Origin of the sequence: Bacillus cereus group sp. BfR-BA-01383, from assembly GCF_022663495.1 — a bacterium.
Lineage (GTDB): Bacteria > Bacillota > Bacilli > Bacillales > Bacillaceae_G > Bacillus_A > Bacillus_A cereus_AU.
This window is the reverse complement of sequence record NZ_JAKUFP010000026.1, coordinates 31541-44904: the sequence shown is the minus strand read 5'-3', so window position 1 is coordinate 44904 and position 13364 is coordinate 31541. Positions and strand designations below refer to the sequence as shown.

The following is a 13364-nucleotide window of genomic DNA, read 5'->3' as shown; positions in this document are numbered from 1 at the left end:
CTATCTATTAAAGCTGGTTTAGCATACTTTTTTCATACTAATTAATATAAACATAACTATTACTTTCTAAAAATGTAGCAACGCCATCCTCATCGTTACTTTTCGCAATAAATTTAGCAACTGATTTTAATTCCTCAACAGCATTACTCATCGCTACACCAATCCCACACTTCTCTATCATTTCCATATCATTGTAGTCATCTCCAAATGCAACCACTTCAGATGCGTCTCGATTTAGATGTTGTAGAATAACTTTCCTCATACTTAAATATAGTCTCCTTTCACAATTTGTACTTCGTTACTGTATTAAAACTATTTCAATAAATTTATTAATACTTCTTTACTTTTGAATCACTGATCCCTCCCTAAACCACATAGTAAAACTATTCATATATTTCCTTATATTGTATTTCTTTTCTAGGTAATTTGAAAGATTATTCTGTTAAATAACAAAAATATTTTGCTATATAAAAAAACAACGAGCGTCTTGAGTGACACCCGTTGCTTTTTAATATGGATGATTTTCTTTTAACCACTTCGTAATAGCATCTAACCTCGAAACATCAAAACGTCTCTCTTCACACACGTTCAAGTTTTTTAAACTTTTCACAATTTTTAATTCATTCGATTTTAAACTTTTCGCGTCAATCATTTTGCAGTATCCATCTGTAACGGTATTTAAATTTTCATAATAACGTTGAAACGATTTTGATATATGTAAATGTTTTTCAAAGTTTCTCCTTTTTTTTGTCTCGTCAGATTCTTTCCGTTTTCTAAGTTCTTCATCATTCGTATGTAAATAAAAATATTGATCAGGAAAACCAATTTCCCTATTGATCATCTTTTCTTTATAAAAGTTTTCTATTAAAGATAACGGTTGGTTAAATATATCAAAATGGAAACACCAATTATAACTAAGCGGCTGATATATGTCCCCATCAAGTATTACTAATTTATATTGCTCCGATTTCTGCACTGCTATATTCCAGCGCTCTACTTGTTTTTCAAAATACCATGTTCTATGCTCATTTTTTGGTCTTTCAAATAAAAAATTCACTTCAGGTATAATATAAGCACCATAATTTTTTTCTAGTTCACGACATGTTGTACTCTTACCAACAGCACTGGCTCCCTCAAACGCTATAATCCCCATAGTTTCTCCCACTTTCATTAACTAAAATCTCGTTGTTTCGCTTTTCTCCCCCATAACTGTCTCCATAAAACAATGGAAGCGATAGAAAGCATTATTGTTGTAATAATACTACCTTCAATTCCGAATGAGCCTCCATGAAGTACTTCAGATCCGTTTGTTACAGGTTTAAACAGTGGTGTTGAATATATCGTCATACCACTAACTGCAAAACCGTAAACATTATATTGCGCCCAATTCCAAATGGAATGCCATGCGCATATCCCCCAAAGACTACTGTCCTTTAATACGTAAAAAGCTGCAAATATACCAACTAATATTATATTCGATATTGAAAGAATTGTAATACCTGGATTAAGTAAATGAAGAAAACCAAATAAAAACGACGTCACGGTAATCCCAATCCACATACGACTTCTAACAGAAAGAACCGGAAATAACCAACCTCGTACAATAATTTCTTCCGTTGCCCCTTGTATTAAAAATGCAACTAAAGATCCTACAATACCAAATATGGCGGTTAGCGTAATTTGTTGCATTTGTAGTTTTACAATTCCTGTTAATAAAAGTATCATTACTGGTATTGAAATGAAAATAAACCCTATAAATGCACCTCTCAAATATTTTCTTATCCATTGATCTTTCCAAAAACCAATTGATGAAAATGATCTTTTCTCTACAAATCTAACCCATAAAAAAACAAAAAATATAGCACCGCCAAACGTTAATATCATCTCAATATTGCTATAAATCGCCTTTATAAAGGTTGTTTCTGCTTTCGGTAAAAACAACATAAATAACATAAACAATTCACCTAAAGTTAAAAATACAATTGCAAGTATAACAGCGAATACAGGATGAACTTTTTTTCTTCCTTCTTTTGCTGCTTCAATTATTTTAAAATGAGTAGGTTGCAATATCCTCTCCTCCTTAACAAATACATCACCACTATTCTTAAATATATATCGTTTCCCTCATACAAATTTTCCACAAAAATGTTCTTAGTTTAGCATAAACCAAAAATAGGAATAATATATAAATAAAAGAGATGTCTTTGTGTCTTTTACCATTCTCCCCCGCATTTCTTACTGGTATTACCAGCACTTGCTATTTCACACCATTTGTTGTAAGATAGTAATTAAGGTCAATTTAACACTATATTTTCTTTGCATATTATCAAGTATCAATCAGGAACATTTTTTTACTCCTTATGGGTTTTTGATAATATGTGAACTTTTATTTTCAATCAAATAAGGCCGATCATATTGTAATCTTTTTAAATTTTAGGAGGCATTACCATGACATTAACAGGTAAAGTAAAATGGTTTAACAGCGAAAAAGGTTTCGGTTTCATCGAAGTTGCAGACGGTAACGACGTATTCGTTCACTTCTCAGCTATCACTGGCGACGGCTTCAAATCTCTTGAAGAAGGTCAAGAAGTTAGCTTCGAAGTTGAAGACGGTAACCGTGGACCTCAAGCTAAAAACGTTGTAAAGCTATAATTCAAACAATAAAAAGGTTGTTGCCAGCTCGGTTAACAACCTTTTTAATATATAACTAAAAATTTTTACATAAAAGGAGTGGTTACATGTATCGCAATCGAAAGAACGATGTAGCAGAAGTACCACCAGAACAAACCCCTGTTTGGGAATGTGAATCAGAGGATTGTTTAGGATGGATGAGAAAAAACTTTTCATTTGAAGAAGAGCCTAAATGCCCTTTATGTAAAAGTAGCATGAAAAGCGGAGAACGTTTATTACCTAAATTAGGTTGATTTTTACATGCCCCTCTTATTTTATTAAGAGGGGCTTTTTATTAATAATGATTATCCTCTACATCTGTTCGTACAACAGAATACATTAATGCATCATGTTGTTTATTTCCTTGATGAATGTATCCGCGTAACAGTCCTTCCTTTTGAAAACCTAATTTCGATAACATATTACACGAAGTTATATTTTCAGGATATGTAATAGCTCCAATTCTAAATAAACCTAAATCTCGAAATCCATAAGTAATAATTTCTCGAGCAGCTTCTGAAGCATAGCCATTCCCCCAATAACGAGGATGTAAATCATATCCAATCTCAGATCGTTTACTCCAAAGTTGTAAATTATTTAATCCAATTGTTCCTACTAAAGTATTTGTTTCTTTTAAAACAATCCCCCAACGTATCGCCTTTTTCTCAAAGTAATTTTTCGAAAAAGATTCAATCATACGTGAAGCCTGTCCAAATTCAGTAAAAGAATTCATACCGTAATAACATGTTACCTCATCCAATGAGAATATTTCATATATTTTTTGACAATAAGATTGTTCTATTTCAACTAAGCGCAAGCGTTCAGTTTCTAACATAGGAAATGCCATAGGATCACTCCTTTCTCTCTACTAGTTTATTATAGCAGAAAAAAACTTATAATTAGGAAAGTCCTCAATGTCCCACAAATCAAACATTTCTAGCAACGCTTATCCTCTTAATAATATATAACTTCGTTGTATTTATTAATTTCCCCTCTAATTCATACCCTCTCATGTTAAAATATAGAAAAACAGTAAATACTTCTTACGGAGGTGCGTAAACTTTATGTATATTTTCATTGGCTTAGCCCTCTTAATCATTTTGCTCATTTTTTTATTCGCAAGAAAATTCACACCAAATTCACTTATGATGACTAGTTTTAAAGGAAATAGCTTTAAAACATTTTCAGTTGGTATATTAATCGCTGCCACACTCTTTCTTTCATACGGAATTTATCACGCAGCAACATATCAACCTAGATATTTAGATATTAAATTACAAAATCAAAATTTTATTGTTTTCGGTAATGTTGGTGAGTTTGGTTATTTCTCAGAAGAATTACTAAAAAAAGATGCAGAAGTTGAACTGTATTTTGCCTCTTGGGAAACAATACAATTAAATAATCCGAAAATAATAATAGACTACCCTTCAGGCAAACAGGAAACATGGAAGCCTAATATAACAATAATACCTACAAATAAATTACAAGAAGAACATAATATTAAAGAACTTTATCAACTCTCACCGTACTCCTTTAAAGAATCTGGAAAAATAACATTAACTATTAAAGAGAATAAAGCATCGCATAAAAAAATTTCAATTAATGTGAAGTAATTACAAATAAAATGTCCCTCCATTATGTTGGAGGGACATTTTATTTACATATGTATTCTATGACTGTTCATTCAATGTCGCAATTATTTCATTGGCAGTATTCTTTCCGTTTCCAATACAAGCACCAATTCCGACACCGTAATATGAAGCTCCAGCTAAGTATACATTTGGATAAAGAGCCGTCAATTTTTCATTTAATGATTGCAACGCTTGATTATGTTCCAAATGATATTTTGGCATTAAATCTTTCCAATTTGTAACTTCAATTACTTCTGGTTCACCTTGAATTCCAAGACTCTTTTCAATATCATATAAAGCTACTCGTACTAATTCCTCTTCACTATAACTTTTGATCGTTTCATATACTGGATTAGTGCTCTTATAAAACATTCTTACTAATAGCTTGTGTTTATCCGATGTATGTTTCCACTTCCTGCTTGTCCATGTGCAAGCATCACAATGTAAATCACTGTTTTCCGTTGCGATAAACCCTGTGCCATCAGCCGGTAGTTGCTCATCTAGTATGTCAAAACCTAAGTAAATACTAATAAGCGATGAATTTTTAAATTTATTAAAATTCTCGTTTAACTCATTAGACTGTAATAAAGTTTGTGCGATATCATGTGGAGCTGCTAAAACAACATAATCAGCTTGTATTGTCTCATGATTTGCAAAAGAAACCTCATATCGATCACCTTTTTTACTTACAGCTGTCGTTACAATACCTTTTTTAATGACAGTCTCATTCAGCACTTCTTCTAAGCGATCAATAATCGTAGATAGTCCACCTTTAAATGATACAAACTTTTTATTTCCTGCTGGTTGAAATTGTTTTTTATTCTCTTCAAAACCTTTAATAATACTTCCATATTTATTTTTATAATCCAGTAAATACGGTAAAGTAGATGCCATAGTAAGCTCATTCAATTTACCGGAATATACACCTGAAAGCACAGGTGCGATTTGTCTTTCCACTAACTCTTTCCCTAAAAAGCTTTCTAAAAATACTGCAAGTGATGTATCTTTCGTAAACTCTTTATTTTTCGTTATGAAATCTTTTAAAGCAACAATTTTCCCTTTCGTTGAGACTAGCGTACTGCTAAACAACGACTCGACACTCATCGGTATCCCAAATATAGTATCAGAAGGAATTGGATGTAATACGTTATCAGAATATATGTAAGAAATACCTGTTTCGTTATAAACCATTTCTTTTTCTAAATTTAATTCTTTAACAAGCGGCATAACATGTTCATTACGAGCAACGATAGAATCTGCCCCTGATTCCATAATAAAATCCTTTTCTTCTACGCTATGGATTTTACCACCTAAAAACTCTTCTTTCTCGACAAGGATTAAATTTAAATCGATATTATAATCTTTTTTAAGTTTTTCTAAATAAAACATAGTAGAAAGTCCAGTTATACCTCCACCGATAACAACAACTGTTTTCATATTTGCCGCGCTCCTAACCGATACAATTAATAATTCCTTTATTATTATACCCAAAATTCCTTATATTCGACTAGCAGCTTGCGCATTCTGTAAGAAATTAGACAATATATATGCATAAAAAAGAACTACAACATATTCAAACCACGTCATAGTTCTTTCTATTTTAAAAACATAAACCAGTTTATTAATTTGTCAATTTCTTGGCTGAGTTCTATTACTTTTTCATGTTGAAGTCCATAATTTGAGACTAGATTCAATAATTCTTCTTTTTTCAATTCAATTATTTTTTCTAACTTTACTAACTCCATGTCGTCTTTATTCGCTCCAATTTTAAAATGTATGTATTTTAGTATAGCCTACTTACATAATAAGTAAAAGCCTCGCACTTATGTAAAATCTTACATAAATGCGAGACTTACACTAAGTCCCTTCTTACAAATCATTTTAATTCTCTACCATACTTACTATGCAATACTTTCTTACAATTATCCCATTTAGGAATAGTATCCTGTTCCCAATTCGTATATTCTAATTCACTAGCTATCTTCCTTGCGATTTTCATTGCCTTTAAATGATTACCATTGTTACGGAACTCTTTCATATACTTCTTATTCTCCCAAACCGTTAACGTCCAATATGTATGCCATCCTTCTTTTGCAAATGAAGAATGTATTAAGCCATTCGCTTTATTTGCCTGCAATCCAGATCTCGTTGTATATATAAAAAAGAACGGTAACATTCTTTTTCCTTTTAGGCGCATTCTAGTAACAGAAATAAACATATTCTACATCCTCTCACGTAAAATATAATAAGTTATTACAAAAAACTTTCGTATTTTTATAAATATGTTACTGAAGCTTATGAATATGTGCCAATTACTATTAATTTACAGTTAGACACTTTTACTCATTAATAATACAACAAAATTTCTCAAATGTTTTATCTTTATATTCTGGAACCCTTGTTAAGTGATCAAAATAACTATATGAAAATTTAAATATGTGCCCAAAATCCCAATTAAATTCACTGTAGTCTTTAAGCCAGAATGCATTATCTAGCGGAAGTTTATCAACTTGTTTTGCTTTTGTGAGAGGTAAACGATCTACAGGAGAATTCAATATTATTTGGGCATTCGACATTAAATTACGCCTCTTTCTAAGTACATGAACTAGCTTTAATAGTGGTTTTATTCCTCGTTGAAATAATTCTATATGGCCTAAGTCATATAATATATTAATCGCATGCGAAAAGGTAAGCATATGGCCAAGTAAATCGTGATGTGATTCTGCCCTATATATAACTTTAAATTTAGATAACTCATTTAAAATAAACTTAGATAATTGCTTTGGGTCTTTAATTTCACTTTGAATCTCATCATTACTTATACTTAATTTCTTTACTTCTTTAGTTGTAAAACCAATCCAAGACCTACCGGGAATTGTTTTTTGAAACGATAATATAAGGTTTGCAATATTATTAATATCTTGGTCACTCCCCCAATGACTTAACTCCTTAATAGCTAATAAACTTAAAGAAGCATAAATTACATTATGACCAACCCAATGGAGTTCATCAATTGTTTGTTCCAAAGATTTGATTATCCTTTCTTCAGCACTTTGATAATCGACACCTTGTTTATTATCAATTGTTTTGCCTAACCTTTGCTTATGGAGCATCATTTTCGCTTGAGAATAAATGTGACAGGCAGTTTTTTCATCAATGTTATTGTTTTTCGTAAAAAAATAACTAGCAATTGCAGCTGCTCCAAAATGTGCATGCCAAATATCATTTGTTTCTTTTTTACATTGAGATATAATTGAAAGCCCATCTTTTAATACATTTGTATTTTCCATCTCTATTATCCCCTCTAAACCCTAATAAAAATGGCTTTTTAGCATCTACAAAGTCGCCAATAAGCCAGGTGAAAACTCTTGAATTCTACCTTAGCTTAACGAAGGTGTTAATACAAATAAGATGTGGTTCATTTCGTCACTCTTATTCAAAAATCTATGCTTCACATTCGGCGGAATACGTACAACATCTCCTTCTTCTAAAAAATATTCATTCCCTTCCAATTCCACATACACTTCACCCTTCATTACAACAGCAATTTCTTCTTTATCTTCGTGAGAATAATGACTTTCTGTTGTATTTGCGTGTTCATTTAAATCCATCATTAGCATTTCAATGCGAGCTTTCATAAAATCTGGTGTTAACACATCATAAACAATATGATCATTATTTTCTCGATACACTTTTTTCCGATCTTTCTTCTTCGAAATAAGCGTGTCTGTATCAATATCATTAATAAAAAGAGTAAATAGCGGTACATTTAATGCTTTCTCTATTAATTCCAATACACTTAAAGAAGGGTTGGCATGTCCTCTTTCAATTTGACTAATAAGTGAAGTACTAATTCCTGCATAATCAGCAAATTCACGAATTGTCATATTATTTTTCTTACGATAACTTAAAACAGTTTGACCTAGTCGATAATGAATCATTGTTACAACTTCCTTTCGTCCATCATAATACATCTTTCGTTCCTTTTGTGCTGACATACTAAACAGTGGTAATTAATCCTTCCTTATTTCATCTTAGGCTTATATACTAACTTTTGTACATTATATTATATACAGTTTATTATAATAAACAATCTAACGGAGGGACAAACTTTGAAATCACCTATTCTTTCATATTTCACCTTATTTTTCGGCGTGTTCGCCTTATCTACTTCAGCAATCTTCGTGAAAATAGCAGATGCCCCTGCAGCGATCACTGCTTTTTATCGATTATTGTTTGCTACGGCAATTCTTTTACCATTTCTAATATTTAATACAAACAATCGAAGCGAACTTCGCTCATTATCAAAAAAACAATGGAGATTTGGACTCTTATCTGGATTATTTCTAGCAGCTCATTATGTACTATGGTTTGAATCCTTACAATATACTTCTGTAGCAAGTTCTACAGTTATCGTAACGTTACAACCTTTATTCTCAATGATTGGTGGTTATTTTTTATTTCAGGAAAGGTTTACGAAAGGTGCAATTGTAGGCTGCCTTATTGCAATTTCAGGAAGTATCGTGATGGGGTGGCAAGATTTTCAAATTAGTGGCGAGGCTTTATACGGCGATATTTTAGCTTTTATTGCTGCTGGCGTCATTACAGCTTACTTTTTCATTAGTCAACATGTTCGTAAAGACCTATCCTTAATACCGTATTCGGTAATTAGTTATGGCAGCAGTTCACTCTTTCTCGGTATATTTGCTTACACGCAGCAGTCATCTTTTTTCAATTACTCTGCACAAACATGGTGTTCCTTTATAGGTCTAGCATTCATTGCAACGATTTTAGGGCAAACAATTTTCAATTGGTTATTAAAATGGATGAGCGCTACGGTTATCTCGATGAGTATTTTAGGAGAAACAATTGGAACTTGTATTCTAGCCTATTTTATTTTAGAGGAAACAATTTCTTTACAGCAAGGACTAGGAATTCTACTTATTTTCATTGGATTATCATTATTTTTATTACAACCGAAACAATTGAATCACAATTTATAAACAAGAAAAGCATGACATTAGTTTGCCATGCTTTTCTTGTTTATTTATTATTGCGGGGATTGTTCCATCTGCTTTTGCTTTAGCTTTTGCTTTTGCTTTTGCTTTTGCTTTTGCTTTAGCCTTTGCTCTAACACATGAATCATAAAGAGAAAATGCTCTGCCTCTCTTGTAACATGATCAGCAAGCAATGGATTTATGACATTTCGGATTTGACATATATCCATTTTGTTCATTCCCCTTGCACATAGAAATAGATTCTATTAAGTAATATGCTTTCCCGATTAAGATGATTCCTAATGCTTCACCTGCTAAAACATCCGTTAAATAAAAATTTCTCTTTACTTTTAATAAACTAAAAAAGCATGACGTCATTTTGCCATACTTTTTTCAAAACAAATCGATATTTCATCCCTATTTATTATGTACAATCAAACCATTTGGTCTAAAACGGCTCATCATGATTTCATTAACAAACTTTCCATGCGCCTTCAAATTCCCGACCTTTACACCCTCTACTACAAATCCAAACTTTTCATATAATGTCTTCGCTCCAGGGTTTGTTTCTAGCACACCAAGTTCTACTCGCTCTAACATTAGCCAATTATCGGCAAGATCAAGCATTTTTGTAAGTAACACTTTTCCAATTCCTTTATTATGATATTCACTATCTACTCCGATGAATAGATCTCCCGAATGAGATCTACGTCCTGGACTTTGGGTTAAACCGATAAAGCCAACAACTTCTCCGCCATACTCGGCAATAAATTCAAATTGATTCGGCGCTAAATTTCGAATTCTATTCTCCATTGCATCTACACGCATACTCGGCAAGAAAACCATATATGGTAAAACGTCATCTTGAATGCATATATGATGAATGGCTCTAGCATCTTGTATTTCTACTGCCCTAACGTTAATCTCCATCTTTCTCCCCTCCATTTGAATATCATATTCTAATATCCAATATTAAAATCCTGCCTATCCTTATTTCTTTGTGTTATTTTCACATAATTATTTCGAGTTGATATTCATTTTTAAAATATCAACTCTTATATTCCCCGTTTTAAATAAAAAATCACTTAGAACATGCTAAGTGATTTTTGGATTAGTAATAAAAAAATGAGAAATTCTATTTTATTCACGAATACACCTTACGAGATAAAACTACTAAATCTATCAAATTTTAATCGTGGCGCTCACTAACAGAAGAAATGAAAGTTCTAGGTATAAAGGATAGTGACATTTTTCAAATTCAAATGACAAAAATTGATCCAAGCAAAAAGTAACATGGCGCTATGAGAATAGCTGAAAAAAATGCGGTGGAATTGTTGTGGATTATGTTGCTACAAGTAAGGATCTACTTGTTTTAGAAGAAAAAAACGAAAAATATATACACAGCGAATCCGAAGCTGAAAAGAAAAAAGAATTGCAATCCTGGAAAGAAATAGATAAAAGATAAAAGAGAAAATATAAATATATTAGAATCTGAACTCGAACAATTAAAGCATTCTATTTTGTTTAAATATCATTAATTGTTTGTAAACGTATACCTTTACAAGCAAAAAGTGCATGCTTCTTCTAATTCAATTTTGAAATGAATTTTTGGAATAACCCCAACCTATGGTATTGTACCCTAACGACTTGTATATAAAAGTAAACGTAAAGTAACTCTAAAATATACAATAAAAGTTGATTTTGGAGTTACTTTACGTTTACGTTACAACTTTAGGCACACTACATATTAAATTCTTCGTACTTTTTTTAAATTTATAATTGTTATTCTAGAAATTCCATTTATTTTTCCTAAGTGGCCCGTGAAATAATTTCTTGTTCATCAAGTAAGAACTTCAAGCTTGATAAAGAGATTGTTTGGAAATTCTCTTTCGACATACGTTTTCGATAATGCGTAGGTGTTTCTCCAATCACTTTTTTAAATATGCGGCTAAAGACTACTCTCCTTTCATGTATTTGTATGTTTTATATATCGCAGTCTCGTTCTCTTTTCATACAACGAACTGACGCATAGAATCTTTATTAACCAAATAAGAACATACATTCTCATTATATGAGAATGTATGTTCTTATTGAAAGGGATAATTAGAAAATATTATAATCCGTTATCAATCTAATATTTTGATAGACACGGGTAGCAACTTTCATAAAAAAAGAACTACTATCCTAAAATAGTAATTCTTTTTCCAACCGGTTGAGCGCCACATAACAAGCCCCATACACACCTGCATCATTATGTAATGCTGCTAAAACTATATCCGTCTTTTTTTGATAAATCTCCATTACTGCTTGGTGAAACCTTTCTTGAATTTGTTGCAAGAAAGGTTCCCCTTGTTCAGCAATCCCGCCTCCAATAATAATTAATTCGGGATTGAACATATGGGCAACATTCACTAGTCCAGTAGTGACATATTGTAAAAACTGTTCATATACATCTTTTGCTAACTGCTCTCCTCCATGTATGCGTTCTATAATTTCTTCACCTGTAATGGTGTTTATTTCTATCCCTTGTAATCTGGAAGCTTCTTGATACTGACGAATTAGAGCTGAAGTTGATGCATATCTTTCGTAACATCCTTTCCCGCCGCAACTGCAAGCTTCTCCATTGTGGACAATTGTCATATGACCGAGCTCTCCAGCTATTCCGTTTGCACCTTGGAGCATTTGACCATTTATCATAATACCGCTACCAATCCCTGTTCCAAGCGTAATTAAAACAATATGTTCTTTTCCACTACCTACCCCTTTCCACATTTCACCAATACAAGCTGAACGAACATCGTTTTCAACAGTTGCGGTATAACCGGTTTCTCTATAAATATAGTCTGTTATGTTCGCGCCACTATACCCCGGAATATTGGCAGAAAATATAACTTCTCCTCGTTCATTGTCAATCAGTCCACATGACGACACCCCAACGGAATGAATCTTATCATTCTTTTCTAATTCACGTATTGCGTCACAAATACGCTGCAGAATTTCGTTTTTTTGATTGTGTGCTGGTGTTTGTATTTTTCCTTTTTCATATATTGTTCCTTGTTCATCAATCATCGCATATTTAATAAATGTTCCCCCAATATCAAAACAAGCGAAGCTTTTCCCCATATTTCTCTCCTTCCTACTTTTATACAATTGTAATTTCGTTATACAACTTCTCTACAAGTTGAGGTTGTATATAACCTGTTGCTTGCTCTGCTGCATTCGCCATGCCACAAGCAGCAGAAAATCGAAGTGCATCCTTTATCTCATATCCTTTTGCGAGTGCATACGTTATGCCCGCAACCATTGCATCCCCTGAACCAACCGAATTGATAGAAGCTATTTCTGGTAAAATTACCCTAAACCTCTCATCTTTCGTTATAAGTATCGCTCCTTCTTTTCCAAGTGAAAGAAGTACATACTGTACACCGCCCCGGCATATTTGAGTTGCCGCTGCGACCATTTCTTCCTGTGATACGTGCTGTTTTTGAAGAAACTGACAAATCTCTTGCATGTTTGGTTTAATTAAAAATGGCTTTCCTTGTATACCATGAGATAATGTTTCCCCACTTGTATCTAATATAAATTTCTTACCATTTTCAGCAGCTTTTTGCGCCAACTGTTTATAAAATGATTTTGGAATGCCACTTGGTAAGCTTCCCGATGCAACAATAAACTCAAAGTTATCTACAATTTTTTCATATTTTTTTATAAATAGAGCTATTTCATCTTCCGAAATAGCTGGACCTGCTTCTAATATTTCTGTAGCTGAAGCAGAATTCTTTGTTATTAATGCTAAGCAATTGCGAGTTTCTTCTTTAATGGAAACAAACTCGTCTGTAATTGATAGTTCTTTCAACTTTTCTCTTATAAAATCGCCATTTCTACCACCGAGTAGGCCGCTACCTGTAATTTCTATGCCTAATAAGCAAAGTACCCTCGATACATTAATACCTTTGCCACCAGCTGTTTTTTCATATTCTTTCGTGCGATGTACTTCATGTGGCTTTAATTCATCTAACTCATATCGCATATCAACAGATGGATTCAATGTAATCGTTGCAATCAT

Annotated in this window: 16 protein-coding genes and 2 pseudogenes; 5 read left to right on the top strand and 13 right to left on the bottom strand. The window is 32.5% G+C overall.

The window, feature by feature from the left end; translation table 11 throughout:
- Positions 1-37: 37 nt before the first annotated feature.
- The 3 genes and pseudogenes from MR065_RS20050 to MR065_RS20040 all read right to left on the bottom strand — a co-directional run.
- Positions 38-250, bottom strand: a pseudogene (locus MR065_RS20050) (HAD family hydrolase); the annotation flags it as partial.
- Between the two features lie 258 nt (positions 251-508).
- Positions 509-1171, bottom strand: coding sequence for a nucleoside/nucleotide kinase family protein (locus MR065_RS20045; protein ID WP_242214866.1), 663 nt, complete (start codon positions 1169-1171; stop codon positions 509-511).
- A complete protein-coding gene (locus tag MR065_RS20040; protein WP_242214865.1) occupies positions 1171-2067 on the bottom strand; it encodes a CPBP family intramembrane glutamic endopeptidase in 897 nt (298 codons plus the stop codon). The genes MR065_RS20045 and MR065_RS20040 overlap by 1 nt, the downstream gene beginning before the upstream one ends.
- 381 nt (positions 2068-2448) lie before the next feature.
- Between MR065_RS20040 and cspD the strand changes: the two genes are divergently transcribed.
- The gene (cspD, locus tag MR065_RS20035; protein ID WP_097903077.1) at positions 2449-2652 is read left to right on the top strand and encodes a cold-shock protein CspD; all 204 of its coding nucleotides are present in this window, start codon (positions 2449-2451) and stop codon (positions 2650-2652) included.
- A gap of 86 nt (positions 2653-2738) precedes the next feature.
- On the top strand, positions 2739-2924 hold the full coding sequence (locus tag MR065_RS20030; RefSeq protein WP_000286203.1) for a cold-shock protein: 186 nt from the start codon (positions 2739-2741) through the stop codon (positions 2922-2924).
- A gap of 41 nt (positions 2925-2965) precedes the next feature.
- Here the strand turns inward: MR065_RS20030 and MR065_RS20025 are convergent, their stop codons facing one another.
- The gene (locus MR065_RS20025) at positions 2966-3517 is read right to left on the bottom strand and encodes a GNAT family N-acetyltransferase (RefSeq protein ID WP_071771456.1); all 552 of its coding nucleotides are present in this window, start codon (positions 3515-3517) and stop codon (positions 2966-2968) included.
- 217 nt (positions 3518-3734) lie between these two features.
- Here MR065_RS20025 and MR065_RS20020 point away from each other — a divergent pair, with 217 nt between their 5' ends.
- On the top strand, positions 3735-4283 hold the full coding sequence (locus MR065_RS20020; protein WP_242214864.1) for a hypothetical protein: 549 nt from the start codon (positions 3735-3737) through the stop codon (positions 4281-4283).
- 57 nt (positions 4284-4340) lie between these two features.
- On the opposite strand, the gene MR065_RS20015 is transcribed toward MR065_RS20020, so the two are convergent.
- The 5 genes from MR065_RS20015 to MR065_RS19995 all read right to left on the bottom strand — a co-directional run bounded on the left by MR065_RS20015 (position 4341) and on the right by MR065_RS19995 (position 8299).
- Positions 4341-5738, bottom strand: coding sequence for a protoporphyrinogen oxidase (locus MR065_RS20015; protein WP_242214863.1), 1398 nt, complete (start codon positions 5736-5738; stop codon positions 4341-4343).
- 158 nt (positions 5739-5896) lie between these two features.
- Entirely contained in the window at positions 5897-6046 is a 150-nt protein-coding gene (locus MR065_RS20010; RefSeq protein WP_002148032.1) for an aspartyl-phosphate phosphatase Spo0E family protein, read from the bottom strand.
- A gap of 131 nt (positions 6047-6177) precedes the next feature.
- The gene (locus MR065_RS20005; protein ID WP_242214862.1) at positions 6178-6519 is read right to left on the bottom strand and encodes a hypothetical protein; all 342 of its coding nucleotides are present in this window, start codon (positions 6517-6519) and stop codon (positions 6178-6180) included.
- A gap of 121 nt (positions 6520-6640) precedes the next feature.
- The gene (locus MR065_RS20000; RefSeq protein WP_242214861.1) at positions 6641-7591 is read right to left on the bottom strand and encodes a hypothetical protein; all 951 of its coding nucleotides are present in this window, start codon (positions 7589-7591) and stop codon (positions 6641-6643) included.
- A gap of 90 nt (positions 7592-7681) precedes the next feature.
- On the bottom strand, positions 7682-8299 hold the full coding sequence (locus MR065_RS19995) for a helix-turn-helix domain-containing protein (protein ID WP_242214860.1): 618 nt from the start codon (positions 8297-8299) through the stop codon (positions 7682-7684).
- 114 nt (positions 8300-8413) lie between these two features.
- Between MR065_RS19995 and MR065_RS19990 the strand changes: the two genes are divergently transcribed.
- A complete protein-coding gene (locus MR065_RS19990) occupies positions 8414-9304 on the top strand; it encodes a DMT family transporter (protein ID WP_242214859.1) in 891 nt (296 codons plus the stop codon).
- A 47-nt stretch (positions 9305-9351) separates the two neighbouring features.
- Here the strand turns inward: MR065_RS19990 and MR065_RS19985 are convergent.
- Both MR065_RS19985 and MR065_RS19980 read right to left on the bottom strand, forming a co-directional pair.
- Positions 9352-9522, bottom strand: a pseudogene (locus MR065_RS19985) (DUF2935 domain-containing protein); the annotation flags it as partial.
- 193 nt (positions 9523-9715) lie between these two features.
- Positions 9716-10228, bottom strand: coding sequence for a GNAT family N-acetyltransferase (locus tag MR065_RS19980; RefSeq protein WP_242214858.1), 513 nt, complete (start codon positions 10226-10228; stop codon positions 9716-9718).
- Positions 10229-10634: 406 nt separating this feature from the next.
- On the opposite strand from MR065_RS19980, the gene MR065_RS27500 reads away from it, so the two are divergent.
- Positions 10635-10763: a hypothetical protein gene (locus MR065_RS27500; protein WP_277927484.1), complete on the top strand. Its 129-nt coding sequence runs from the start codon at positions 10635-10637 to the stop codon at positions 10761-10763.
- Positions 10764-11482: 719 nt separating this feature from the next.
- On the opposite strand, the gene MR065_RS19975 is transcribed toward MR065_RS27500, so the two are convergent.
- Together MR065_RS19975 and pfkB are read right to left on the bottom strand one after the other, a co-directional pair.
- Positions 11483-12421: an ROK family protein gene (locus MR065_RS19975; protein WP_242214857.1), complete on the bottom strand. Its 939-nt coding sequence runs from the start codon at positions 12419-12421 to the stop codon at positions 11483-11485.
- 19 nt (positions 12422-12440) lie between these two features.
- Positions 12441-13364 carry a 1-phosphofructokinase gene (gene pfkB, locus MR065_RS19970; RefSeq protein WP_242214856.1) on the bottom strand — a complete coding sequence of 308 codons (924 nt, stop codon included), beginning with the start codon at positions 13362-13364 and terminating at the stop codon, positions 12441-12443.

Coding starts and splice junctions, on each gene's coding strand:
- MR065_RS20045 (WP_242214866.1), bottom strand. CDS start 1,171: ATGAAAGTGGGAGAAACTATGGGGATTATAGCGTTTGAGGGAGCCAGT.
- cspD (WP_097903077.1), top strand. CDS start 2,449: ATGACATTAACAGGTAAAGTAAAATGGTTTAACAGCGAAAAAGGTTTC.
- MR065_RS20030 (WP_000286203.1), top strand. CDS start 2,739: ATGTATCGCAATCGAAAGAACGATGTAGCAGAAGTACCACCAGAACAA.
- MR065_RS20025 (WP_071771456.1), bottom strand. CDS start 3,517: ATGGCATTTCCTATGTTAGAAACTGAACGCTTGCGCTTAGTTGAAATA.
- MR065_RS20020 (WP_242214864.1), top strand. CDS start 3,735: ATGTATATTTTCATTGGCTTAGCCCTCTTAATCATTTTGCTCATTTTT.
- MR065_RS20015 (WP_242214863.1), bottom strand. CDS start 5,738: ATGAAAACAGTTGTTGTTATCGGTGGAGGTATAACTGGACTTTCTACT.
- MR065_RS20010 (WP_002148032.1), bottom strand. CDS start 6,046: ATGGAGTTAGTAAAGTTAGAAAAAATAATTGAATTGAAAAAAGAAGAA.
- MR065_RS20005 (WP_242214862.1), bottom strand. CDS start 6,519: ATGTTTATTTCTGTTACTAGAATGCGCCTAAAAGGAAAAAGAATGTTA.
- MR065_RS20000 (WP_242214861.1), bottom strand. CDS start 7,591: ATGGAAAATACAAATGTATTAAAAGATGGGCTTTCAATTATATCTCAA.
- MR065_RS19995 (WP_242214860.1), bottom strand. CDS start 8,299: ATGTCAGCACAAAAGGAACGAAAGATGTATTATGATGGACGAAAGGAA.
- MR065_RS19980 (WP_242214858.1), bottom strand. CDS start 10,228: ATGGAGATTAACGTTAGGGCAGTAGAAATACAAGATGCTAGAGCCATT.
- MR065_RS19975 (WP_242214857.1), bottom strand. CDS start 12,421: ATGGGGAAAAGCTTCGCTTGTTTTGATATTGGGGGAACATTTATTAAA.
- pfkB (WP_242214856.1), bottom strand. CDS start 13,364: ATGATTGCAACGATTACATTGAATCCATCTGTTGATATGCGATATGAG.